Here is a 24,202-nt window from a genome sequence, read left to right as displayed (position 1 = left end):
CCCACCGATGATCGTCGCCCGCTCGGTCTGCTTCGCGTTGGAGAAGCTGGGGAGCACACCCCAGGAATGGGAGGACGCCGCGGCCTGCCACGACGGCGATCCGGCGGTCGGCGTCGCGCCCCGCTACGCGGTCGCGGACGGCGCCACCGAGGCCTACGACGCGATCCGCTGGGTGGACCACCTGGTCACCTCGTTCGTCGCCGGCGCCGGACCGGACCTCACCTCGGAGGGCCTGCGGGCCTGGTTCGAGTACGTCCAACAGCTGTGGGTGGCCGAGTCACCGGCCCGGTTCGCGACGGTGATCGAGGAGCACAAGTTCCGCAGCGAGGGGTCGTTCGCGACGTTCCTCGGCTGCCGTCTCACCGGCCTGGACGGACCACAGGCCCGCTGGGAGGCGGCGGCGCTCGGTGACACGGTGCTGTTCCACATCCGGGGCGGCCGGCTGCTGACCCACTTCCCTCACCTTGACGTCGACGGGTTCGGCCTGTCCCCCGACGGGGTCAGTACCCGTCCGGAGGCGCTCGGCCCGATGCTGCGCGGCCTGGCCCTCGCCCACGGCGAGCTCCGGGTCGGCGACGTCCTGTTCCTCGCCACGGACGCGCTGGCCCACTGGCTGCTGACCGAGACGGGCACGGGCGGCACCAGCCGACACGGCACCGGCACACACGGCACCGGCAGGCACGCCACCGGTGGCAAGGGCACCGGCCGGAAACGGGACGGGCTGTGGGCCGACCTCACCGGTATCGACCACGACGCGACCTTCGCGGCGATCGTCGCCGACCAACGCGCCGCGGGACGGATGCGCAACGACGACGTCACCCTGCTGCGGGTGCAGCTCGTGGCGGCCGAACCCGACGCGCTGGTGGTGTGCCTGTGACCAGCGCTCGCCAGCCGGCCGTCCGCCACCCGTCGGCAGAGGACTACATCCGCGCGGTTCAGCGGCCGGACCTCGTGTTCGACCATCCCGAGCTGACCGGGGCCCGTTTCGACGTCCATCCGCTGCTGGGCATTCCCGTTCCGGCGTCGGGCAGCACCGCGGTCGTGTTCCGCGCGACGATCGGCGGCACCGCGCACGCGCTGCGGTTCTTCACCCGCGAGGACGCGTCCACCCAGCAGCGTTACACCGCGATCGACGACTGGTTCACCGAACGCGGCCTCAGCCCGGACGTGGCCGCCTGCCGGTGGGTGGACGACGCGATCCTGGTGAACGGGCGCCGCTGGCCGATGGTCCAGATGGACTGGGTGGACGGCCACACCCTCGACCGGCATGTGGAGGAGCTCGTCGAGGCCGACGACCGCGCGGCGCTGCGGACGCTGGCCGACTCGTGGCGGGATCTGCTGCGCCGGCTCCAGTCCGCCCAGTTCGCGCACGGCGACCTGCAGCACGGCAACGTGCTCGTCGACACCGCCGGGCGGCTGCGCCTCGTCGACTTCGACAGTTCGTGGATCGCCCCGTTCACGGGCTCGCCGCCACCCACGGAAGGCGGGCACCGCAACTACCAGCCCGAGAACCGGCTGTGGGGGCCGTGGATGGACACGTTCCCCGGTCTTGTGATCTACCTGTCGCTGTTGGCGCTCGCCCAGGAACCGGACCAGTGGGAGCGGTTCAACGACGGGGAGAACCTGCTCCTGGGCCGCCGCGACTTCCAGCCGCCGCACCAGACCGAGGCCTGGTCCTGGCTGGCCGAGCTGCGCGACCCGCAGATCGACCAGCTCGCGGCCAGGCTGCGATCCTGCTGCGCGGCAGGCTGGGCGGCAACCGGCGACCTCGAGGATCTGATCACGGGCTCGTTGCCCTGGTGGACGCGCACCAGCAGCCGCGTCGTACCCGCCGCGCCGGCCAAGCCCGCGCCGGCCGAGCCCGCGGCGACCGCGACCAGCTCCACACCCGACCCGGCGACACCGCCGGCCGGGCCGGCGCCCACACCGTCCAGGCCCACCGCCAGACCGTCCAGACCAGCCACCAAACCAACCGGGCCGAGTGCCAAGCCATCCGGACCAGCTGCCAAGCCATCCGGACCAGCGAGGACATCGACGGGGCAGCGTCGCCGCCGGGGCACGCAGACAGGTACCCGGCCGGCGGAGGCAACCGCCTGGTGGCAGCAGTCATCCGGCTCTGAGGGAGCGGCCGCGGCCGGACCGGGCCGGGGCTCGGCACCGGCTCCTTCCACACCGGTGCGGCCGGCGCCCGCACACCCGGCGCCGGCTGCGGCGGCTGGCCGCGGGCGGGTGCGACGCAACCTGAGCGCCGTTGCCGTGGCAGTGCTCACCTGGCTGGCCGCCACCATCGCGATCACCCTCGCGATCGTCCAGGGCGAGGACACCCGGCCGGCGATCGCGAACGTCAGCGCACTGATTGCTCTCCTGCCGGCGGTCCTCGTCGGCGTCCTCTGGGCACGGTGGCGGCGACGCCGCCGTAAGCAGCCCGGGAACCCGCGATAGCGACGTCCGAGCACGGGCGAGACCTCGCACGGCGACCACCGGAGAAGGCGGTATGACAGAGCGGATGTTCGGCCCCTACCGCATCGAGGCCCGACTGGGCCGCGGCGGTATGGGCGAGGTCTACCGGGCGTACGACACCGCCCAGCAACGTCTGGTGGCACTCAAGCTCCTGCTCCCCAGCCTGGCCGAAGATCCGCACTACATCGAGCGGTTTCGCCGGGAATCCGCGACGGTGGCCCAGCTGCGTGAGCCGCATGTGATCCCGATCCACCGTTACGGCGAGATCGACGGCCAGCTGTACATCGACATGCGTCTCGTTGAGGGCGCCGACCTGGGCACCGTGCTGCGGGCCGGTCCGCTCGACCTGCGGACGGCCGGCAACGTCATCGAGCAGATCGCCGCCGCGCTGGACGCCGCACACGCCGACGGCCTGGTCCACCGGGACGTCAAGCCGTCCAACGTGCTCTGCGCGGGCCGGGGGCGCCCGACCGACTTCGTCTACCTCGTCGACTTCGGCATCGCCCGTTCGGTCCACGGCACCGACCTCACGACGACCGGGGCCGCGATCGGCTCGATCGACTACATGGCGCCCGAGCGCTTCGGCCCCGGGCCCGTCGACCACCGGGTGGACGTCTACTCCCTGGCCTGCCTGCTGTTCCAGTGCCTCACCAGGCGCCGGCCGTTCGCCTCCGCCGAACGGCTGGCGGTGGTACGAGCACATCTGGAGGAGCCGCCCCCAATCCTGTCCGCGGTGCGGCCGGACGCTCCGGCGGCACTCGACGCCGTCATCGTCCGCGGCATGGCGAAGGATCCCGGGGAGCGGTATCCGTCCACTGCCGCCTTCGCGGCGGCGGCCCAGGCCGCCATCATCGGTGCCGCCCCGAGCACCCCGACCAGCCCAAGCGCCCCGAACAGTCCAAGCGCTCCGCGCAGTCCAAGCGCCCCCAGCAGATCAGGTACCCCGAGCGCGGCGGGAACCCCGGCGGCGCCAGCGGCTTCGAACCCACCGCCTGCCAGCCCCGCGCCACGGGCCAGGTGGTGGGCGCAGACCCCCGGCGCTCCCGCGGCGGCACCGCCCGCACCGCAGCCCAGCCCGCCGCAGCCACAGCAGCCACAGCAGCCACAGCAGCCATCATCACAGCAAGCACCGTCACAGCAGCCACAGCAGGCGGCCCAGCCGTCAACACAACCGATGCAGCCGCCGTCCCAGCCAGCGGCACCGGCGGCGGCACAACCATCACCGCCGGCACCGGCGCCATCCCCCGCACCCGCCGGCAAGTGGTGGCAGGCGGCGAGCGCCCCGCCCACCCCCGCGCGAGCACCGGCACCGCCGTCCACAACCCCACCGCCGTCCGCAGCGCCACCGCCCACCGCAGCGCCACCGCCATCCACAACCCCACCGCCGTCCGCAGCGCCACCGGAATCGGCGCAGGCTCCGGCTTCGCTCACCGCGGCGCCCGGCGTTCCCGGGCCGCCGACCGGATCCGCCGCCGCGGTGTTCGGAGCCGGACGCTACCGAGCGGCCCAGCCCCCGCCCACCGCCCGGCTCGGTGCCGGCCAGCCCACGGTCACCGCTCTGCCAGGCGGCGGCCAGCAGACGCCAGCCGCTCGACCGGGCAGCAGCCAGGCCGGCGGCGGCCAGGCGACGACGACCATCGGACCGGGCGCCGCCCGCCCCACCCCGAGCTCGCGACCTGGCGGCGGCCGGTCGTCCGGGAGTCCGTCCGTCGGTTCGGTGGCTGGAGGGCAGTGGTGGGAGCACCGAGCCACGGCGCTGCATCCGATGACCACCGCTTCTGTCGTCATCGGCCGCGCGCCCGAATGCGACGTGGTGCTCGGCGACCCGCTGGTGTCACGCCGGCATGCGGAACTACGCCGAAGCGGCACCGAATGGAAGATCGTCGACCTCGGCAGCTGGAACGGGACCTTCGTCAACGGTCGCCGGATCGAGCAGCAGGCCCCGCTCGCCGCCGGGGATATCGTCGGCATCGGCCACGCCCTGCTGCACCTGCAGAACGGCACGCTTGTCGAGTACGTCGACGAAGGCGACATCTCGTTCGAGGCCGACGGGCTGACCGTCACCCGCTCCGGGCGGCGGCTGCTCGACGATGTCGGCTTCGCGCTGCCGCAGCGCAGCCTGCTGGCGGTGGTCGGGCCGAGCGGCGCCGGAAAGTCGACACTGCTCGGTGCGCTGACCGGGCAGCGGCCCGCCGACTCCGGCGAGGTCCGCTACGCCGGCCGTGATCTCTACGCCTCCTATGACGAGCTGCGCCAGCGCATCGGGCTCGTCCCGCAGGACGACATCCTGCACCCGCAGCTGACCGTCCGCCGGGCCCTGCGGTACGCGGCCGAACTGCGGTTCCCCGCGGACACCGGTTCCGCGGAGCGCCGCGCGCGCGTCGACGAGGTGATCGACGAGCTTGGGCTGACCGACCATGCCGAGCAGCGGATCAGCACGCTTTCCGGCGGGCAGCGCAAGCGCACCAGCGTGGCGCTGGAGCTGCTCACCCGCCCGTCGCTGCTCTTCCTCGACGAACCGACGTCCGGGCTGGATCCCGGCATGGACAAGTCCGTCATGCAGACCCTGCGCACGCTGGCCGACGACGGCCGCACGGTGGTCGTCGTCACCCATTCGCCGGCGCAGCTCGACCTGTGCGACCGGCTGCTGGTGCTCGCGTCGGGCGGCCGGCTGGCCTATTTCGGCCCGCCCGACGAGGCGCTCGAGTACTTCGGCCAGCAGGACTTCGCCGACATGTTCCTGCTACTCGACCGCTCGCGGGACGTCGACTGGACGGCCCGTTTCCAGGCCTCGCCCCAGTACGCGAAGTACGGCGCACCGCGCGGCACGGCGCCTTCCGCGGCGCCGCAGCCAGGCGGCCCGTCCAGCCCAGGCGGCCCGGCCAGCCCGGCCAGCCCAGCCAGCCCGGCCCGGGTCGCGCCGGATGCGCCGCCGCGCCAGCAGCCGGCCGTGCGCCAGTTCGCCGTGCTCGCTCGCCGCTACCTGGCGGTGATCGCGGCCGATCGGGCCTATGCGGTGTTCCTGCTGGCGCTGCCGCTGGTCCTGAGCCTGTTCGCCCAGCTGCTGCCGGGCGGGCACGGGCTGTCCTGGCACCATCGGCAGACCGGCGCCGACCGTGAAAGCGACATCTCGCCGCTGATGCTCGTGCTCATCCTCGGCTGCGCGTTCACCGGGTTCGCCGGCGCGTTCCGCGAACTGGTCAAGGAACGGTCGGTCTTCAACCGGGAACAGGCGATCGGGCTCTCCCGCGGCGCCTATCTCTGGTCGAAACTGGCCGTGCTCGGCGCGATCAGCGGCCTGCAGGCCGTGATCCTCGCCGTGGTCGGCCTGGCCGGCAAGCCGCTGCCGGACGCCCCACCGGCACTCGGCGGTGGCCTGGCCGAGGTCGTCATCGCCATGGTCGCGGTCGCGCTGGCGGCGATGGCGCAGGGCCTGTTGGTCTCCGCGATGATCGGTAACGCCGACCGGGGCATGCCGATCCTGGTGGTCGTGCTGCTGCTGCAGCTGCTGCTGTGCGGGCTGATCATCCCGTTGGACCATCGGCCGCCGCTGGAACAGCTCGCCTACCTCATGCCGGCCCGGTGGGGATTCGCGATGCTCGCGGCGACGACCGGCTACCGGCAGACCCCGTCCGACCCTGATATCGACGCGCTGTGGACGTCCGACGCCGGTACCTGGGCACTCGACCTCGCCGCCCTCCTGCTGCTCACCGCCGCAGTCGCGGCGACGATCTGGCCAGTGCTGCGCCGCGGGTCGGCACCGCCGCGGCGCCGGGGATCGGCACCACGGCGGCGACTCGGGCGGCGATGAGCCCACTCTGTCGGCCGAGCCGTTCGCCGAGCCCGCGGCGACATGTTCGGACGCGTGACGACGGAGCCACCAACGGGCCGTGGGCGCCATGGAGCACCGACGACATCCAAGCTAGTGTGGATGTCGTGAGCGTGGCCTACGAGGAAGTCCCGTTCAGCGAGCTGCTCCACCACCCGGCGGCGACCGCCAGGCGGCTGGACGAGGTGCGGGCCCTGCGGTTGCGTCGCCGCGGCGCGACGGATCTCGCCCTGATGCGCGTCGACCAGATGGAGCGGGACTCCGTCGTGGTGGACTTCGCGACCAGCATGCTCGCCGGCCTGATCCGCACCGGGAACACCGCCGCGCTGCGGCAGGCGCTGCCCGACGCGCTGCCCTGGACGATCTTCCTGCCGCCCGAGGACGTCGACACCTTCTTCACCGAGCTGATCGAGACAGCACGCGGCGCGATGGCGCTGAACACGCTGGCTCCCATCGCCGCCCTGCTGAGTCAGTGGCGGCACAGCGCCGAGATCCACGCCGATCCGGACCTGTATACGATGTTGACCCGCGAGCCCGACGGTGATCTCGGGCCCGTCCCACGCCCGTCCGGTACATCCGGTGCATCCGGCCCGACCGGTTCGACCGGCGCCTCCGGAGCACGTGGGGGCTGACACCGGGAAACACCGAAACGTTGCTGAAAAAGGCTGGATGAGCCCGAAGCGAGGAGAGCGCGCCGCCCCACCGCCCAGCGGGGCTGAGTACGACATCCGTTTCGCATCCAACAATGCCGCCGAGGGCTGGGAGCAGCTCGCCGGGCAGGCGCCGAACAACCTGCGCCGGGCCTTCGACGCCATCAGATCCAGGCCGCGCTCCCGGGACGCGCCGGACCGCCAGCACCGCCTGAAAGGATCCCTCGGCACCGCGGTCTTCAAGGGCCAGCCGCTCGAACGCTGGCAGTACGAGGTGACCACCGGCGGACGAATCTGGTATCTGGTCGACGACGCGAGCCGGACGGTCTGGGTGATCCACGCCGGAACAGGCCACCCCAAAGCCACGGACTGAAGCACGGACTGAGACGCGGAACCACCGGCGTCGGGTTCAACGCTCCGTTATGCCCGCCGACACCGGGTCCGGGGCTCGGCGGCCCTCGCCGGGCCCCGAATCCGAGGTGACCGGGGCGGTGGAGGCGTCATCGGGATGCTCACCGGTTTCGCTGAAGGCGCGCGAACGCTCCTCGGCCTCGGCGCTGCCGGTGAACAGGCGGGCGTCGGCGAGCAGCTCGGGCTGCTCCTTCTCCAGCTTCACCCGGTCCGGGGACGGGGTGCGGTCGATCTCGACCCTGGTGCGCGGCAGCGCCGGCACATGGTTGCGGCGCAGCCAGTCCACCAGCGCCTCGCGAACGTGGCAGCGCAGGTCGAAGGTCGTCGGCCCATCCTTGCCGCTGACCAGAACCCGGATCCGCACATGGTCGCCGACCGCGTCGGTGACCTGCAGGACGCTGACCCGCCCGTCCCACAGCTCGGTGTTCTCCACGATGCGGTGCATCTCGGCCCGCATGTCGGTGACGGGCACCGACCAGTCCAGATCGAACTCGACCGCGCCGAGGACGGCGGATTCCTTGCGGGTCCAGTTCTGGAACGGGTTCGTCGTGAAATAGGTCGACGGGAGAATCATCCGGCGGTCATCCCAGATGTGCACGACCACATAGGTGAGCGTGATCTCCTCGATGCGCCCCCATTCGTCCTCGACGACGACCACGTCGTCGACCCGGATCGCGTCGGTGAACGCGAGCTGCAGGCCGGCGAAGACGTTCGCGAGCGAGGTCTGCGCCGCCAGACCGGCGATGATGCCGACGACGCCGGCGGAGGCCACGATGCTCGCCCCGGCGACCCGGACGCTGGGGAACGTCATCAACATCGACGCGGTCGCGATGACCGCGATGACCAGAACGGTGATCCGCCGCAGCAGGGTCACCTGGGTCCGGATCCGGCGGGCATGGCGGTTGTCGGCGATGTCCATCCGGTAGCGGGCCAGCGCCAGGTCCTCGACGACGAAAGCAAGCACGCCGATGATCCAGGCCACGGCGGCGATCAGGGCGAGGCCGAGCACACGCACCGTCGGCGGCGTCCACGGCTGCTCCGCCGCCGCGTTCGCGGCCGTGAGCAGGGCGATCAGGACGAACGCGAAGCGGGTGGGCCGTCGTCCGCGTTCGGCGAGGTCGTGGACGATCTGCGAGTGCCGGCCGATTCGGCGCAGGCCCTGGTGCAGTAGCAGGGATGCCAGGTAGCCGACGACGCCAGCCCCGACCATGATCACCAGTACGGCCAGGCCGGAGTCCAGCGTGTCGAGGTCGGCGAACGCAGGCGCGGATCCATGGATCACAGGCAAAACTCCTTGCGATGCGGGCTTTTCCAGGCCACGCCCCGGTATGCCCGCCTCCGCCCGGGTAACGCCCGGTTGTGGCGAACGCCCGGTTACGGCGAACGCCTCCACCGCCCGGCCGGGAGACCTCAGACCACCAGCGAATCCGCACCCGGCACGCCCGCGCCCGCGCCCGCGCCCGCGCCCGGGGATTGCACCGGACGGTCCGCCCGCCGGTGTTCCTGGGGGCTGACCCCACGAACCCGCTTGAACGCGGCGCTCAGCGCGAACGCACTGCCGTACCCGACCTGCCGGGCCACCGCGGCCACCGTCGCATCGGTCGTGCGCAACAGGTCGGCGGCCACGTCGAGCCGCCAGTTCGTCAGATAGGTCATCGGCCCCTCGCCGACCAGCGCGTTGAACCTGCGGGCCAGTGCCGCCCGTGACACCCCGACCCTGGCGGACAGGGCGGCGACCGTCCACGGAAACGCCGGTTCGGCGTGCAGCAGGCGGATCGCCGGCCCGACCACCGGATCATGCTGGGCCCGGTACCAGCCGGCGTCCGGCGCGTCGGCGCTGGAAAGCCAGTGGCGCAACACGCTCACCAGCAGCAGGTCGAGCAGACGGTCGAGGATGAGCTCCTGCCCCGGCTCATCCCGGGCGACCTCCCGCCCGAGCAGTTCGACGAAGGGTGCGTCGGCGGGTGTGGTGGTGCGGGTCAGCACCGGTGGCAGCAGCCTGAGCAGGCGGCGGTGCACATCGCCGTCCAGCTGGTATGTCCCGCTGAGCATGACCGTCGCGTTCGGGCCGGCCTCGCCCCAGGTCCGCACGCCCAGCCGCATCGCGTCGGCCAGGTCGTCGCCCTGCGGTGTGCTGCAGCGCTGGCCGGGATGGATGACGACCCGCACGTCCCGCCCCGGCTCGTCGGCCATCGTGTAGCAGTCGGGGCCGCGCAGGATCGCCGCGTCTCCCGGCTCCAGCCGCACCGGCGCACCGTCGTCAGGCAGGAGCCAGGCGTGGCCGCGGATCAGCGCCACCAGGGTCAACGGCGCCCGGTCCTCGATCCGCAGTGACCACGGCGGGCTCAGGATCGACCGGAGCACGAACGCCCCGCGGGCCCTGGGCTGGTCCAGCAGCTCGGCGAGTGCGTCCACACCTGCGATCGTAGATGCTTTCGTATGTATTCGAGCCGTCCACGCATTGCTCCACGGGGAGCGAGATCAATAGCGTGGACGGAAAGGGACGGCGAACAGAATCGCAGGCAGACCGGCAGACCAGCAGACCGGAAGGCCGGCAGACCGGGTAACCAGATGACCGGCGGACGAGAGAACAGCGCGCGGCGCCGCCCTGGCAGGAGGAAGAATGTCCGAAGCGGCACTGATTGCGGCCGTGGTGACCACCGGGTTGATGTCCGGGATCTTTCTCGGATTCTCGACGGCGGTGATGCCCGCGCTGGCCCGGGTTGATGACCGGGCATTCGTCGACGTCATGCGGGCTGTCAATGCCGCCATCCAGAACGGCGTCTTTGCTCTGGTCCTCCTCGGCGCCCTGGCCAGTAGCGGCGTCGCGACCTGGCGGTACGCCGGCCACGACGACGTTCTTCCGTGGGTCGTGGCCGGCCTCGCCGGCTATCTGGTCACCCTGGCCATCACCTTCCGGGCCAACATCCCGCTGAACAACAGGCTCGATCGGACGGGGCCGGCCGAGGACGAGGACGTCCAGGATCTCCGCGCGGGCTTCGAACGGTCCTGGGTCCGCTGGCACCACGTCCGGACCCTCTCCTGCCTGCTCGCGTTCGGCTGCCTCTGCGCCGCCCTGCTCACCGCGGCCTGACCACGTCTGACCAGGTCAGTGGCGCAAACCCGATCCGGCTCGCGACCGGCCGGCGCCAGGTGGGTCAGTCCGGCGGCGACGGCCCGCCCCGGCCGTGCAGCACCAGGGCCCGGGTGAGGAAGGCCAGGGCCGCGGTGCAGGTCAGCGTGCGCAGGATGTTGACGGCGACCCAGGTGCTCTCGAAGTCGCCCCGCACGGCGGCGAGATCCCTGATGGTGCCCGGATCGCCGGCGGCGGCGAGATCCTCGTTCAGCGGCACCTCGACGGCCATGGTCAGCAGCAGCGTCAGGCAGTAGCAGGCGAGTGCCGCCACGGTCCACATCACGACCGCACGCCGGCGGAGCCGGAACTGCAGCAGCGCCGCGGCGGCGGGGGCCAGCAACGCCCCGGCGAAGACCAGGCCGAAGGCGGGGTTCTCGATGGCCGTGTTGATGTTCTGCATCGCCGTCACGAAGGTGCGGTCATCCGAGGCGGCGAGCCCCGGCATCACCGAGATGTCGAAGCCCCAGAACAGGCCGGCCATCAGCCCCGTCAGAACGGCGGACACCCCGAGCGCGGCGCCGGCCGTGCGGCCGTGCCCTGATATCCCGGGCGGCGCCGGAGCGGGAGACAGCGGCGCCGGGGAGGGAGGCGGAAAGGAATGGCCGGGTGCGACGGACATCGGCGTTCCCCCTCAGAGCGACAGGTCCCAGGCTCCGGACGCGGCCGTGTTCCGGGCGTAGTCACCGAAGTCCCGGGGCTCCCGGCCCAGCGCGCGGCGCACGCCGTCGGTCAGGCTCGCGTTGCGTCCGTCGAGGATCCTGTCGAACAGTTCGAGCAGGTCGAGCGGCAGGCCGTACTCCGTCAGCACCGCGGCGTACTGCTCGCTGGTCTGCGGTACGTACCGGATCTCCCGGCCCAGCGCCTGGCCGAGCTCCTTGGCGACGTCGTGGAAGGTGAGCAGCCGCGGCCCGGTCACCTCGTACACCTCGCCGGCGTGGCCGTCGCCGGTCAGCGCGGCGACGGCCACCTCGGCGATGTCGTCGGCGTCGACGAAGGGCTCCGCGGCGTCGCCCGCCGGCAGCGCGATCTCACCGGCCCGCACCGAGTCCAGCAGGAAGTCCTCGTGGAAGTTCTGGTTGAACCAGGACGCCCGGATGATGGTCACCTCGGCTCCGGACGCCCGCACGGCCTGCTCACCGGCCAGCGCACCTTCCTCTCCGCGCCCGGAGAGCAGCACCAGCCGGCTGACTCCAAGGCTCACCGCGAGCCTGGCGAACGCGCCGACGGTTTCGGCGGCGCCGCGGAACCCCAGGTCGGGGACGAAGCAGAGGTAGGCCGCGCGGGCCCCTTCCAACGCGTGGCGCCAGGTGCTCTGGTCCTCCCAGTCGAACCGGGTCGGCGTGCTGCGGGAGACCGCACGCACCGGCTCGCCGGCGGCGGTCAACCGCGCGGCAACCCGGCGGCCGGTCTTCCCCGAGGCGACGGTCACGAGGACGGGCTTGGCGGCGTTGCTCTGCGTGTGAGTGGTCACGACGTTCAGTCAAGTCCGCGGTGCCGGGACGGACCATAGCCGAACGGCTCAACCACATGTTCGCCCGTCCAGGGCAGACCGGCGGACCGGCAGACCGGCTGGCCGCGGTCAGCGCCGGCCGGCCCCTGCGCACGAAACGGCCGCCGTCCTGCGGCAGGCCGCGCCCGAGCCGTCGGTCAGATGAAGCGCCGGACGAAGTCCAGGGCGGTGTCACAGACCTCACGCCAGCCGGCGTCGATGGTGAGGGAGTGGCCGCGGTTCGGGATCTCGGTGATCTCGGTGACGGCGTCCTTGTTGTGTTCCTGCTTCTTGAAGGCGGCGTTGGTGATCGCCCAGGGAACCGTGTGGTCCTTCTCGCCCGAGATGAGCAGCAGCGGCCCGCGCTCGGGGTTCTCCGTGTCGACCTTGACCTCGGACCAGGGGTTGAAGTTGGCGACGGCGGCCTGGAAGAGCGGCTTGCCGGGTGCCGGAACGGCGAAGGTGTCGTAGAGCTGCTGCGCCTCCTCCTCGCTGACGGCGTTCGCGAAGGCATAACGGAACTGGTCATAGGTGAGCGGCACGGCACGGTGGACGTTGGCCGGGTTCCCGAGCACCGGGGCCGACGAGCGCAAGGTGGAGATCGGCAGCGGCAGGACGCCCTGGAAGGGTGCCGGGTCGACCGCGACGGTGGCGGCGGACAGCCCCCGGCCGGCCAGGATCTGCGCGAACAGCCCGCCGAAGGAGTGCCCGATCACGACCGGCTTCTTGTTCAGGCGGCCGATGATGTCGGCGAAGTGGTCCGCGACCTGGCCGACGGTCTTGCCGGCGAACACCTCGGGATGGGCGTTCGCCTCGGCGACGGTCTCCGGATCGTCGGGCCAGCCGGCCAGGACGGGCGCGAAACCGGCTTCGCTGAACGCCTCCGCCCACCGCTCCCAGCTGCTGGGCAGCAGCCAAAGCCCGTGGACGAACACGACCGGCGTGCGCCCGGAGGCGTTGGCCTCTTCGATCTGCTGAATGTCGTGCTCGCTGGGCATGGCGGGAGGCTCCCTCGGTCGACGGCATTCCCATCCTGGCCGAATCACGGCCAGGAAATCCGGTGACCTGGCAACTCACCGATCGCGGGGATTGCGGCGGGGACCGGCGGACCGGGAACGGAGGCCGGACCGCGCCGATCAGGACACGTCGAGTGGACGCGGTTCGGACGCGACGAACGTCGCCACCCCGCCGATGATCTCCACCCGGTGGGTGGCGAACACGGCCTCCAATGCCCGGTCCAGGGCTCCCACCTGGTCTTCGGTGTTGTGAAAGATCCCCTTCTGGTTGTAGAAGCCGAGCAGTTTCCGCGCCGGCGCGGACAGCTTGGCGGCGTCGGCGAGGATCGTCGATCCGAACAACACCGCACGCGGCCCCATGGTCGGCCGGATCGCCGCCAGCAGCTTTTCCGCCTTGACGTCGAGCGAGCCGGGCATGCAGTGCAGAAGGTAGTTCACACCGACCGAGTCGAACGGGGCGCCCGGCAGGGTGCCCACCGGCTCGAGCGCATTGCGGACGGCGGTCAGCGGCGCGAGCCTGCTGATCCTGGCCGAGGCCGTCCGCAGGGAGTTCTGGTTGAGATCCACCAGCGTCACGGCGGGGCTCGATGTGGGCCACCGTGCCTTGTCGAGGTAATAGCCGGTGCCGACACCGATATCCAGGTGCCGGGCGCTGACGTGGTCGTCGTACAGGCGGCGCAGCCGCTTCGTCGGGCAACGCCAGACAAAGCTGTTGGAAATTCCGAGCACCCCGATGTCGTAGGCGGCCAGAACCCACCGGTTGTAGGCCGCCTGACCGGCAACGACGTCATCGGAGAGGTCTCCGGAACCGGCCGCACCACCTGAAGTAGCAGATGCCATACGGCAAGTCTCTCCTATTCGGCCGTCACCGGCCGCTTACCAGCCGCTCACCGGCCGCTCGTCGACGCGCGGTGCCAGGTGAGGGTGATCGTGCCGTCCTCGACGTCACGCCATCGGCGCGCGAGGTCCCGCAGGCGGGTGTGGATCGTGTCGACGCGATCGGATGTGGTGCTCTGCGGCAGCTGGAAGCCGAGGCGTCGGGCGGTACCGGGCAGGTCGGGGGTGGCGAAGGAGCCCGGGTCGACCCTCGCAAGGATGATCTTGCCGGACTGTTCCAGGTGGGGCTGCGGGCCGAGGATGGCGACGGCTTCCTCGGCCCGCCTCAGGCCGGTGAAGTCGGTGTCGGGCCGCTGGGCGAGGGGCACCCCGTCGCGGGTCAGCACGGCCTGGTCACCGACCATGACCACGTAGGCTCCCTGGTCGATCAGGCCCCAGAAGCCGTCGGTCAGGTCGAGGCCCTCCTCCACGACGAGGTGGACGAGGTCGTGGGGCAGGGCATCGCCATAGCTGGGGAACTCCCAGCTGGTCGTGGTCATGTCGCCGCGGGTGACGTGCACCTGGTCCGCGCGTCCGCGGCGGCGTGTGAACGAGACGGTCAGCGCGCCGGTCACGGCCGGGCCACCGGGCGAGGCGCCTGCCGTTCGTCAGATCGTGGGCGAGGGCCGGCCGGATCTGCCACGGCGGGATCCTGCGCGGGTCCGGTCGCCTGGTCGAGGACGTCGTGCAGGCGGGCCGCGAACGCGGCCGGTCGCAGCACGAAGCCGGAATGCCCGCCGGGGAACTCGGCCAGCGGCCGGCCCAGTTCCTCGGCCAGGGCGCGGGCGCACTGGCGGGGGAAGCCGGTGGAGGTGACGCCGGCCGCGGGCACGATCCGGCCCGCCGCGGCCCGCAGACCGGGCCAGGCCAGCCGGTGGAGCCGCACGGCGGGAGCGTCGTGGGTCAGAAAGAACGCGAGGTTGGCGATCCGCTCCGGCCTGGGCCGCGGCACGGCGACGTCCGGCTCCCGGTCGGTGACGTCGACCCCGCCGAGCGCGGGGAGCCGCCGCGTGGCCGCGGCGAGCCCCTCCTCGCGGTACAGCCGTTCGATCTCCTCCTGGGCGTGGACGGCCTGCTGACGGTCCGGCTCGGGGAGCAGCTCGGTGGCCGGCGGCTCGTGTGCGACGAGCCGCCGCACCTGGTGGGGGTGACGGCAGATCAGATCGAGCCCGATCAGGGCGCCGAGGCTGACGCCGAACACCAGCGCCGGGCCGCCGGCGACCGCCGCGAGCACCCGGGCGGCGTCGTCACCATGCGTCGCCACGTCGACAGCGGCGTCCGCCTCCTGGAGTGGGCTGCGTACCTGGCCGCGCCGGTCATAGCTGATCACCGCGTACCGGCCGGTCAGCCCGGCGGCGAGCGCGTCGGTGGCGTCGGCGTCGCCGTCACCACCCGGCAGCACCAGCAGCGCGGGCCCGTCGCCGCGGATCTTGTAGTGCAGCGTGGCTCCTGGTACGTCCAGCAGCCCTGTCCGGGATCCGTCTCGCACGTTCCACCTCAACCTACACCAGATAAGATACTCGGGTTTCTTATTGGCCAGCGTAGCTGGCCGCATTAGGGAACTCAAGTATCTTGTTGGCATGCCGCTCGACAGGGACACCCCACTGGCGGAGACCCGTGACCGGCAGACGGCACCCCGGACACGGCGGCGGGGAGACACCCTCGAGCAGGCGATCCTGGACGCGGCCTGGGAGGAACTCGCCGCGGTCGGCTCCGCCGAGCTCACCGTCGCCGCGGTCGCGGCCCGCGCGGGAACCAGCAAGGCCGTGCTGTACCGCCGCTGGCCCACCCGAACCGACCTGCTCGCCGCCGCCATCAGCCGGCGCGTCGTCGACCTGGCCGGCCCACCGCCCGACACCGGGAGCCTGCGCGGCGACGTCATCGCCGTCCTGACCACGATGAACCAGCGCGCCCACGCCGCCCAGGCCGTCCCCGACATCGGCGGCGACCTGGCCGTCCACCTGCGTCGCCAGGCTCACGCGGACGGCGCCGACCAGACCGGAATCGTCCTCGACCGTGCCGCCGGCCGCGGAGAGATCGACCTCGACACGCTCCCTCCGCGCCTCGCGCGCCTTCCCGTCGACCTGCTGCACGCCGAGCTGTCGCTGCGGCACTCGCCCGCCCCAGACGACCTGATCGTCGAGATCGTCGACGATCTCTTCCTCCCACTCGCCTTCCTGCGAGCCTCACCAACCGCACCACCCGCACCGCACGCACCGCACGCACCGCACGCACCGCACGCACCGCGCAGCGACACGCGCTGAAGCCACGAACCACGCCGCTCCAGGCGAGCAGACACTCCGGTCAACCGAGCTGGCCGGCCCCGTGCCGGCGCTGCCCGGGGTCTGCCCGGCTAGAGCCAGCCGGAGTCCTCGGCGACGCGCAGGGCCTCCATGCGGTTACGGGTTCTGGTCTTGGCGATCACCGCCGACAGGTAGTTGCGGACAGTGCCCTCGGACAGGAAGAGACGCTGGGCGATGTCGGCGACGGTCGCGCCGTCGCGTGCGGCGACGAGCACGTCACGTTCGCGGCCGGTGAGCGGGCTGGCCCCGCCGGCCAGCGTGGCCGCGGCCAGGGTCGGGTCCACCACCCGTTCGCCGCGGGCAACCCGGCGGATCGCCTCCGCGAGGGCCTCGGCGGGGGCGTCCTTGACGACGAACCCGAGGGCACCGGCTTCCATCGCGCGGCGCAGGTAGCCGGTGCGGCCGAAGGTCGTCACCACCAGCACCTGGGTGTCGGGGGCGGTGGCCCGCACGGCCCGGGCTGCGGCGAGGCCGTCGATGCCCGGCATCTCGACGTCCATCAGGACCACGTCCGGATGCAGCCGGTTCACGGCGGAGACCACCTCGTCACCGCGCCCGACCTGCCCGACGACCTCGAGATCGTCCTCCAGTGAGATCAGGGCGGCCAGCGCACCGCGGACGAGGTGCTGGTCGTCCGCCAGCAGAACTTTGATCACTTCAACGGGCTCCTTCTTCGGCCCGCGCCGTACCCGCCCCGCCCGGAAGGCCAGTGCCCAAGCCAGCAGTGCCCGAGCCGGCAGTCACCGGGGCAGCGGTGTTCGGCAGAGGGCCCGCCGGGAAAGCAGTCGTCGGGACCGCCGCGGCGAGCGGTTCCACCGCGGACGGGATGACCGCGCGCAGCACGAAACCCCTTCTCACGGGCCGCATGTCGGCCGCCGCGAGGCCCGACGTGGCCGCGGCGGACACGGCGGACACGGCGGACACGGCGGACACGGCGGGGCCGGCCTCCAGCTGGCCGCCGACGGCGGCGACGCGCTCCCGAAGCCCGCCCAGGCCCGAGCCCGGACGGGACGAGGCCGGCGCCGACGGCGGCCCGGACCCGTCGTCGGCGATCTCGATGCTGTGCCCGTCCACACGCACGCGGACATGGTGGGCACCGCTGTGGCGCACCGCGTTCGTCACTCCTTCCCGAAGCACCCAGCCGAACAGCTCGCGCAGCTCGCCGGGGACGGCTTCGGTGGTGGCGGGCAGCTCCGCCGAGATGCCGGCCGCAGCCAGCACCTGCCGGGCGGATGCCAGCTCGGTGACCAGGTTCACCTCCCGGTAGCCAGCCACGGTGGCCCGCACGTCGGCGAGGCCCTGGCGGCCCAGTGCCGCGACCTCGGCCATCTCGGCGGCGGCCCGCTGCGGGTCGCGGCGGGCAAGCTTCGAGGCGAGCTCGGCCTTCACCGTGATCGTCGTGAGCGCGTGGCCGAGCAGGTCATGCAGGTCGCGGGCGATCCGCAGCCGCTCCTGCTCCTTGGCCAACCGCTCGATCTCCAGGCGGGCCCGGGTGAGCTCGGCCTGGTTGCGCGCCCCCGCCCGCACCCCGTACATCGCGATCGCGGACAGCAGTGCCGGGCCGGACAGTGACCACTGCGGACCGTCGGCCTGCCACCACCCGACCTGCTCCGGCAGCCAGGTCTCGACCACCACGCACGCGGCCACCAGCGGCAGCGAGACGATCGGACGCAGCAGCAGGACGAACGTCATCGCCAGGTAGATCGTCATCACCAGGCCACCGCCGCCCGCGATCGGCAGGTAGCAGACGACGCAGGCCGTCATTCCGCTCATCACCGTCAGCCGGTGGCGTTCCTGGTCGCCGAACAGCACCTGCGGCAGCAGACCGATGTAGAGGTAGATGAACACGGCCAGGATCACGAAGCCGTACGCCATGGTGGCGGGGCCTTCGTTCAGGCGGGCCATGTCGACGACCGCGTACGCGAGGTAGATCAGGAACACACCCGCGCTGCGACGCCAGCGCGCCGCGTTCATCCCGGCCTCGTCGGCCCGCCGCTCCCCCGTCAGCGTGGGGCGCAGAAGCCAGGCCACCAACGCCCCGGGCAGGTCGCGATCACCGCGTACCCCGGTCACCGCCACCGCGGGTTCACCATCGCCGGCTGGCCAGCGGGCACTCGCCATCGCCGGACTCGCCTCTCCGCCGCGCCCGCGTCAGGTACGCAGTTGGTCGCGGGCGTAGGCCCGGCCGGCGACGGCGGCGAGCACGACCGACCAGATCGCGAGCGTGCCGAGCCCCTGCCAGCCAACCCAGCCGCCTTCCAGGACCGCACGGCCGGCCTGCGCCGACCAGTACATCGGAAGCTCCTTCACGATATCGGCGAGCCAGCCCGGGAACTGCTCGATCGGCACCCAGATGCCGCCGGCGAGCGCCAGCAGGCTGAACACCCCACCCGCGACGGCCTGCAGGTTCTCCGGGCGCACGAGATAACCCAGCCAGACGGCGAACCCGCCCAGCGGGAGGAGGCTCAGCAGGATGGACGCACCGGCACCCAGGTAGGTTCCCGCGGACAGTTCCACTCCGCGGGTCGCCCGGCCGTAGGCGAAGACGGCGACGATCGGCAGCACGGCCGTGGTGAAACCGGTCGCCACCTTCCCGAACACGTACTGGGAGCCGGTCAGGGCGGTGAGCCGCAGCTGGCGGTTCCAGCCGATCGACCGTTCGACGGCGATGCGCCCGGCGGAGCCGAGTACCGCGTTCATCGCACCGAACGTGGCCATGCTGATCATGATGTACGGGGCGATCTCCAGCCCGCCGAGCGTGTCGCCGTCGTCGCTCGCGCTGAACGCGGCGAACAGGAGGATCGGCATGACCAGGCTGAAAACGACCAGCCGGGTGTTGCGCATAGCCCGGATGATCTCGGAGCGGACGTACCGCAGGTAGGTGCCCCGACCGCCAGCGGCAAGATAGCTCTCGATCATTTATCTATCTCCTCGAGGTCGAGGCGGAGGCAGGGGCAGAGGTCGGGGTCGGGGTCGGGGTCGCGTCGCCGGTAAGGGCGGTGTCGCCGGTGAGAGCGGTGTCGCTGGTGAGAGCGATGAAGGCATCCTCCAGCCCGGCACCGACAATTTCGATGTCGCAGGCGTCCGGGCAGGCGGCGAGCAGCGCGCGCAGCGCCCGGTCGCTGTCCGGGCAGGCAAGGCTGACCACGTCACCGCGCCGCTCCGCGCGGGCGACCCCGGGCAGCCGGCGCAGCTCGTCGAGCGCGGAGACGTCCAGCCCGCGCACCGTGGCCCGGATCGTCCGGCCACCGACGAGTGCCTTCACCTCGGACGTCGGCCCGTCCGCGATCACCCGGCCGCGACGCAGCAGCACGATGCGGTCCGCGAAGTCGTCGGCCTCCTCCAGGTAGTGGGTGGCGAACAGGACTGTGCGGCCACCAGCCGCCCAGGCCCGCATGGCCACCCAGAACGCGCGTCGGCTCTCGACGTCCATCGCCGCGGTGGGCTCGTCGAGCACGATCAGGTCCGGGTCCGGCAGCAGGGCGAGGGCGAACCGGACCCGTTGCCGCTGGCCGCCGGAAAGCCGGTCGGTGCGGGAGCCGGCGAGGTCGGTGACACCGGCCCGGTCGAGCACCTCGTCGACCGGCAGCGCGCGTGGGTAGAGCGACGCGACGTCGCGCAGCATCCGCCCGACGGAGACCCCTGGCAGCAGCCCGCCGTTCTGCAGCATCGCGCCGACCCGCCCGGCGGCGCAGGCCTGGCGTGGGCCGAGCCCGAACAGCGTGACCGCGCCCTCGTCCGGCCGGGCGAGGCCCAACAGCATGTCGATCGTCGTCGACTTGCCGGCGCCGTTCGGACCGAGCAGCGCGACGATCTCCCCGGCGCCAACGGCCAGGTCGATGCCGTCGACAGCCCGGACCGCCCCGTACATCTTGCGCAGCCCGGACAGGCGGACACTCGCAGGAGGCTCGCTCGTCATGGTGTCGAGGGTCCTCTCCGGGCCGGCCTCACCCCAGTCATGGTCGTCACTGTTCAGCCATGACATGTGTCATGAACCATGACCCAGGCGAGTAACAGGAAGCGCCTCAGCCCCGGGGCGACGGGGCTTCTCCAGGTAGGGGTTCGGGGAGAGGTTCGGGGAGGGCTTCGGGCGACGTCCCGGTGGGCTGGCGCAGCGGAATCCGGCCGGTGAAAACGGTCGCGAGCAGCGCGAAGAAGACGAGGACCGCCAGCGACGCCCGCAACGCCGTCACGCGCGCGTCGGCGTTCTCCTCGACGAGGACGTCGACTGTCTGCGCGGGCACACCGGCGGCAGTGAGCTTTGCCCGTAGATCCCGGTCGGAAAGAAACGGAGCACCCTGGGCCAGCCTCACATCCGCCTGCGCGGCGACCTCCGGCGGAACCGCCGGATTTTCCCGCACTCCGGCGAGAAAGGACGTCGTCAGGCTGGCGATGAGCACCGTTCCGGCCACGGCCGTCCCGATCGAGGCACCCAGGTTCGTCACCGTGTTCTGTACACCGCCGACCTCCGCGCTGTGCTCGTCCGCGGCGGAGGAAACGGTGACACTGCCCAGCTGTGAGGCGAGCGCGCCGATGCCCAGGCCGGCGAGCAGCAGCGGCCAGACCACGATCTGCGGCCCGGCGCCGAGATCGAGTGCCGCGACCAGGATCACGATCCCGACGAGGAGCGCGAGAAAGCCGCCGCGGACGGTACGGCGCGGGGAGGCATGCGGAAAGGCCTTCGGGATGCCGACCGCGGCGACGAGCAACGTCACGGACAACGGAAGCAGCCAGACACCGGTCCCGACTGCCGACAGCCCCAGGGACACCGACAGGAACAACGGCACAACAAAGAAAAGCCCGGCCTGCAGGAGATACTGGAAGAAGAACGACGTCAGGCCGCCGCGCAGGACGGGGCTTCGCAGCATCGCGGGGTCGAACAGGGATGCCCGCCCACGCGCGATCCGTGCGTTCTCCCACCACAGGAACAGGCGCAACACCACCAGGCCGGTGAGCACCAGCCAGAACGTCGGTGAGATTCCGAGCCAGGCAGGAGCACCGGCCTTGGGACGGAACAGTCCCCAGGATCCCGCCCGCAGAATGCCGTACACCGCCAGGCACAGGCCCAGGGCGGACAGCACGGTACCCACCGGATCGAGGCCATCCACCTCACCGGCCCTACCAGCCCCACCGGTGCGTCCAGCCCCACCAGTGCGGCCAGCCCCACCGGCCCCGTCACGCCGGCCGGATGGGGTAGGTGCTGGCCGTGCCGTGCTCGGCGCCGGGGCCTGTTCCGGTGTGTCGGTCAGCTGGCGGGCGAAGAACAGGATGCCCAGCACGACCAGCACCTCTCCGGCGAACACCCAGCGCCAGGAGAGATAGGTGGTGAACAGGCCACCCACGAGCGGCCCGGTGGCCACCGCGATCGCGCCCGCCGAGGCGACCAGGCCGTAGGCGCGCGGCCGGTCGGCCGCCGCGAAGTTCGACGCGACCAGCGCGACGATCGCGGGCATGATCAGCGCTGCGCCGATCCCTTCGAAGAAGGACCAGCCCAGGATGAGCACGGGCAGGTTCCCTGCGAGCGACGTCGTCAGCGACCCGCAGCCGTAGATGGCACACCCCACGGCGAAGACCCGCCGCCGGCCGAAGATCCGTCCGATCCGACCACCTGTGATCATGAATGCCGCCATGACCAGCGTGTAGAAGGTGATGGCGGTCTGGATGCCGCTCACCGTGGTGCCGACATCCGCGGACACCGTCGCGATCGACACGTTCATCACGGAGCTGTCCAGAGTCATCAGGAACTGCCCGGCGCACAGCGTGAGCAGCACCGCCCCACCGCCGGAACCAGCACCGGCACCGGCACCGGGGTCAGGGCCATCTCCGGTCTGGGCCATAGCCGTCCTCCCCACCGAGGCATCCGGGCAGGTGCCGCCGCGGTCACCGCCATATCCGCCGCATTTCTCCGCGTCCCGCCGGTTCGGGCCTCGTCGACGGATTCGGCGACGAGCGCGGAGCCAGCGGTCGGCCGCCTCATTGTCGGTGCACCCGCCAGCCAGCACACCTGCTCAGAAACCTGAGCCGCCACCTGGTGCCCCTTTGACGACAAGACAGCCAACCCGGCGCGAGGAGATGAGGATTCTTCCCCCACCACCGCGATAGAACGAAAGTCGCGCAAAGCCATCTTGACGATCCACAAAAAGTGAGGATTTTGGTCGTTCCAGCAGCCAAAATCCTCAATTCCTGCTTGTCGGCAATGCCAAGCCGAAGCTCACGATTCCGCGAGAGGCTTCAGAACAACCGAAATCCTCTCAAACTTGATCGACATCACCTTTGCGGCAAGGACGGACCTGACCCCGAGGGCCACGTGCGCGATTCCGGTCGACGACGAGTCGCAGACGGAATCTCGGCGGCAGGCTCGCCGACGATGCTCCCGTCCTGCAGGAGATCACTCCAGCGAGGACGGCAAGGCCTGGCGGGTGGCGAGGGTGGCTCCAGCGATGAACAGATCCATCCGTCCCACCCCTAATACGAGAACAGCACAATGATCCGATTCGTTTCAGCGCCACACGATCACCGCCACGCCAACAGGCACACCAGGACGCATCAGAACGCACCCGACATCACCCGATCTGCGATGATGGACTGCTGCACCGCCGCGGGCTCCAGGGTCACGGCGTTCCGTGCCTGGGGGGGCGAGATGGTGACCGACAACCGTGATCTGATCATGGCCGCATTACCCGGCTACCAGATAGGCAACGAGATCGGCCACGGCGCTTTCGGTGTGGTTTTCGCCGGCCAGAACCGGCTCCATCGCGAGGTGGCCGTCAAAGTCGTGCACGGTGCCGATGGCGACGGTGACGCCAAGGCGGAGGCCCTCACCCTGGCCAGGGTCGAGCATCCGCACGTGGTGCAGGTGTACGACTACATTCAGCAGAACGGCTCCGCGTTCATCGTCATGGAGCTGCTCGGCGGCGGCACCCTGCGCGGGCGGGCCACCCGCGGGCTGTCCACGGAACAGGTGTGCGCGGCGGGTCTCGCCACGGCCGCGGCCCTCGGATACGCCCACGGGCAGGGCGTGCTGCACCGGGATGTGAAGCCGGCGAACGTCCTGTTCACGAACAGCGGGCAGCTCAAGGTCGCCGACTTCGGAATCGCCCGCGAGTACGCCGGCACCGCGCTGCAGACGGCGACCGCCGTCGGAACCCCGCGGTACATGGCACCGGAACAGTTCCTGGCCGGACGGCTGACGCCGTCCACCGACCTGTACGCGCTCGCCGTCATTCTCTACGAGCTGCTCGCCGGCCGGCCGCCGTTCCGGGCGGCGCCGACCGACGCGCAGTCCTTCGAAGGGCTGCGGCGCAGCCATCTGGACGAGATACCGCAGCCGCTGCACACCGCACCGGCGCCACTCGGCGCCGTCGTGCTCCGCGCGCTGGGAAAGCGCCCCGCCGACAGGTACCAGACGGCCCGCGAGTTCTCCGCCGCGCTGGCCCGCGCGGCCTACGACTCGCTCGGGCCGGGCTGGCTGGAACGCGCGGGCATGACGCTGGCTCTGGATGACGACATCCGCGCTCTCGCCGCAGGTGACGCGGTCACAGTCAAGATCCCGCCGCCGGCACGGACTGCTGCACCGGCTGCCTTGCTGTTGCCGTTGCCGCCAGCGCCAGCGCCGCTGCCTGCGCCAGCGCCGCTGCCTGCGCCCGCGCCGCTGCCTGCGCCCGCGCCGCTGCCTGCCCCAGGGCCAGCACCTGCGCCGTTGCCCGCGCCGTTGCCCGCGCCGGCGACTGTGGTCGTGCCCGGACCGGTGCCTGCCACTGCGCGGGCGTTCCCGCGGCCGGCCGCTGCGCCCCGCCCCACGGGTGCGCTGCAACAGGTGGTCGGGGACGAGCCGCGGGTGGTGGTCCACACCGGGTCCGATGTCGGCTACCGCAGGTTCGGCGTCCGCGCGGCGGTCGCCGTGACGGTGCTGCTCGGTTCGGTCGGCCTGCTGGTGGCCGCGGTGGTGGCGCTGGCCAGGTGACTCCGGCCGTGGGCGGAGTACCGGCATACCCGCCAGGGCCAGGGCCCGGGCCAGGCCCGGTGAAGACGC

At 71.7% G+C, this 24,202-nt stretch carries 21 protein-coding genes; 8 read left to right on the top strand and 13 right to left on the bottom strand.

What is annotated here, in order from left to right; translation table 11 throughout:
• The first annotated feature begins 7 nt into the window (after positions 1 to 7).
• From AWX74_RS02745 to AWX74_RS02725, 5 genes are all read left to right on the top strand, one after another.
• Positions 8 to 877 carry a hypothetical protein gene (locus AWX74_RS02745; RefSeq protein WP_091271293.1) on the top strand — a complete coding sequence of 290 codons (870 nt, stop codon included), beginning with the start codon at positions 8 to 10 and terminating at the stop codon, positions 875 to 877.
• Positions 874 to 2,442, top strand: a complete 1,569-nt coding sequence (locus tag AWX74_RS02740; RefSeq protein WP_091271292.1) for a phosphotransferase — start codon at positions 874 to 876, stop codon at positions 2,440 to 2,442. Before AWX74_RS02745 ends, AWX74_RS02740 begins: the two co-directional genes overlap by 4 nt.
• A gap of 52 nt (positions 2,443 to 2,494) precedes the next feature.
• Positions 2,495 to 6,271 (top strand): protein kinase domain-containing protein, encoded by a 3,777-nt coding sequence (locus AWX74_RS02735; RefSeq protein WP_091271290.1) that lies wholly within the window; start codon positions 2,495 to 2,497, stop codon positions 6,269 to 6,271.
• Between the two features lie 125 nt (positions 6,272 to 6,396).
• The gene (locus AWX74_RS02730; protein ID WP_242666044.1) at positions 6,397 to 6,921 is read left to right on the top strand and encodes a hypothetical protein; all 525 of its coding nucleotides are present in this window, start codon (positions 6,397 to 6,399) and stop codon (positions 6,919 to 6,921) included.
• A 37-nt stretch (positions 6,922 to 6,958) separates the two neighbouring features.
• A complete protein-coding gene (locus AWX74_RS02725) occupies positions 6,959 to 7,312 on the top strand; it encodes a hypothetical protein (protein WP_091271286.1) in 354 nt (117 codons plus the stop codon).
• A gap of 36 nt (positions 7,313 to 7,348) precedes the next feature.
• Here AWX74_RS02725 and AWX74_RS02720 read toward each other — a convergent pair whose 3' ends face one another.
• Entirely contained in the window at positions 7,349 to 8,632 is a 1,284-nt protein-coding gene (locus AWX74_RS02720; protein ID WP_091271283.1) for a mechanosensitive ion channel family protein, read from the bottom strand.
• A gap of 128 nt (positions 8,633 to 8,760) precedes the next feature.
• Complete coding sequence (locus AWX74_RS02715) at positions 8,761 to 9,765, bottom strand: AraC family transcriptional regulator (RefSeq protein WP_091271281.1); 1,005 nt, start codon at positions 9,763 to 9,765, stop codon at positions 8,761 to 8,763.
• Positions 9,766 to 9,973: 208 nt separating this feature from the next.
• Between AWX74_RS02715 and AWX74_RS02710 the strand changes: the two genes are divergently transcribed.
• A complete protein-coding gene (locus AWX74_RS02710; protein WP_091271279.1) occupies positions 9,974 to 10,444 on the top strand; it encodes an anthrone oxygenase family protein in 471 nt (156 codons plus the stop codon).
• A gap of 64 nt (positions 10,445 to 10,508) precedes the next feature.
• On the opposite strand, the gene AWX74_RS02705 is transcribed toward AWX74_RS02710, so the two are convergent.
• The 6 genes from AWX74_RS02705 to AWX74_RS02680 form a co-directional block, all read right to left on the bottom strand.
• Positions 10,509 to 11,105, bottom strand: coding sequence for an anthrone oxygenase family protein (locus tag AWX74_RS02705; RefSeq protein ID WP_091271276.1), 597 nt, complete (start codon positions 11,103 to 11,105; stop codon positions 10,509 to 10,511).
• 12 nt (positions 11,106 to 11,117) lie between these two features.
• Positions 11,118 to 11,957, bottom strand: a complete 840-nt coding sequence (locus AWX74_RS02700; RefSeq protein ID WP_207550245.1) for a Rossmann-fold NAD(P)-binding domain-containing protein — start codon at positions 11,955 to 11,957, stop codon at positions 11,118 to 11,120.
• A gap of 176 nt (positions 11,958 to 12,133) precedes the next feature.
• A complete protein-coding gene (locus AWX74_RS02695) occupies positions 12,134 to 12,973 on the bottom strand; it encodes an alpha/beta hydrolase (RefSeq protein ID WP_091271274.1) in 840 nt (279 codons plus the stop codon).
• A 138-nt stretch (positions 12,974 to 13,111) separates the two neighbouring features.
• Entirely contained in the window at positions 13,112 to 13,831 is a 720-nt protein-coding gene (locus AWX74_RS02690) for a class I SAM-dependent methyltransferase (RefSeq protein WP_091271272.1), read from the bottom strand.
• A gap of 47 nt (positions 13,832 to 13,878) precedes the next feature.
• Positions 13,879 to 14,442 carry a hypothetical protein gene (locus tag AWX74_RS02685; RefSeq protein ID WP_091271270.1) on the bottom strand — a complete coding sequence of 188 codons (564 nt, stop codon included), beginning with the start codon at positions 14,440 to 14,442 and terminating at the stop codon, positions 13,879 to 13,881.
• Complete coding sequence (locus AWX74_RS02680) at positions 14,439 to 15,356, bottom strand: alpha/beta fold hydrolase (RefSeq protein ID WP_165615444.1); 918 nt, start codon at positions 15,354 to 15,356, stop codon at positions 14,439 to 14,441. Before AWX74_RS02680 ends, AWX74_RS02685 begins: the two co-directional genes overlap by 4 nt.
• A 91-nt stretch (positions 15,357 to 15,447) precedes the next feature.
• Between AWX74_RS02680 and AWX74_RS02675 the strand changes: the two genes are divergently transcribed.
• Positions 15,448 to 16,131, top strand: a complete 684-nt coding sequence (locus AWX74_RS02675; protein WP_091271265.1) for a TetR/AcrR family transcriptional regulator — start codon at positions 15,448 to 15,450, stop codon at positions 16,129 to 16,131.
• Between the two features lie 89 nt (positions 16,132 to 16,220).
• Here the strand turns inward: AWX74_RS02675 and AWX74_RS02670 are convergent, their stop codons facing one another.
• Genes AWX74_RS02670 through AWX74_RS02650 form a run of 5 tightly spaced genes read right to left on the bottom strand, consistent with a single transcriptional unit; the run spans position 16,221 to position 22,007 of the window.
• Positions 16,221 to 16,826: a response regulator transcription factor gene (locus tag AWX74_RS02670; protein ID WP_091271263.1), complete on the bottom strand. Its 606-nt coding sequence runs from the start codon at positions 16,824 to 16,826 to the stop codon at positions 16,221 to 16,223.
• Between the two features lies 1 nt (position 16,827).
• Positions 16,828 to 18,291 (bottom strand): sensor histidine kinase, encoded by a 1,464-nt coding sequence (locus AWX74_RS02665; RefSeq protein ID WP_091271261.1) that lies wholly within the window; start codon positions 18,289 to 18,291, stop codon positions 16,828 to 16,830.
• A gap of 30 nt (positions 18,292 to 18,321) precedes the next feature.
• A complete protein-coding gene (locus AWX74_RS02660) occupies positions 18,322 to 19,089 on the bottom strand; it encodes an ABC transporter permease (protein ID WP_091271259.1) in 768 nt (255 codons plus the stop codon).
• 4 nt (positions 19,090 to 19,093) lie between these two features.
• Positions 19,094 to 20,155: an ABC transporter ATP-binding protein gene (locus AWX74_RS02655; RefSeq protein WP_226931078.1), complete on the bottom strand. Its 1,062-nt coding sequence runs from the start codon at positions 20,153 to 20,155 to the stop codon at positions 19,094 to 19,096.
• Positions 20,156 to 20,195: 40 nt separating this feature from the next.
• Positions 20,196 to 22,007 (bottom strand): MFS transporter, encoded by a 1,812-nt coding sequence (locus tag AWX74_RS02650; RefSeq protein ID WP_091271256.1) that lies wholly within the window; start codon positions 22,005 to 22,007, stop codon positions 20,196 to 20,198.
• A gap of 803 nt (positions 22,008 to 22,810) precedes the next feature.
• Between AWX74_RS02650 and AWX74_RS02645 the strand changes: the two genes are divergently transcribed.
• Positions 22,811 to 24,133 (top strand): serine/threonine-protein kinase, encoded by a 1,323-nt coding sequence (locus tag AWX74_RS02645; RefSeq protein WP_165615443.1) that lies wholly within the window; start codon positions 22,811 to 22,813, stop codon positions 24,131 to 24,133.
• Positions 24,134 to 24,202 lie beyond the last annotated feature (69 nt).

The sequence above is a fragment of the Parafrankia irregularis genome (genome assembly GCF_001536285.1).
In the GTDB taxonomy this organism is placed as follows: Bacteria; Actinomycetota; Actinomycetes; order Frankiales; family Frankiaceae; genus Parafrankia; species Parafrankia irregularis.
The sequence above is the reverse complement of the archived record's forward strand: the minus strand, read 5'-3'. Positions and strand labels throughout refer to the sequence as shown.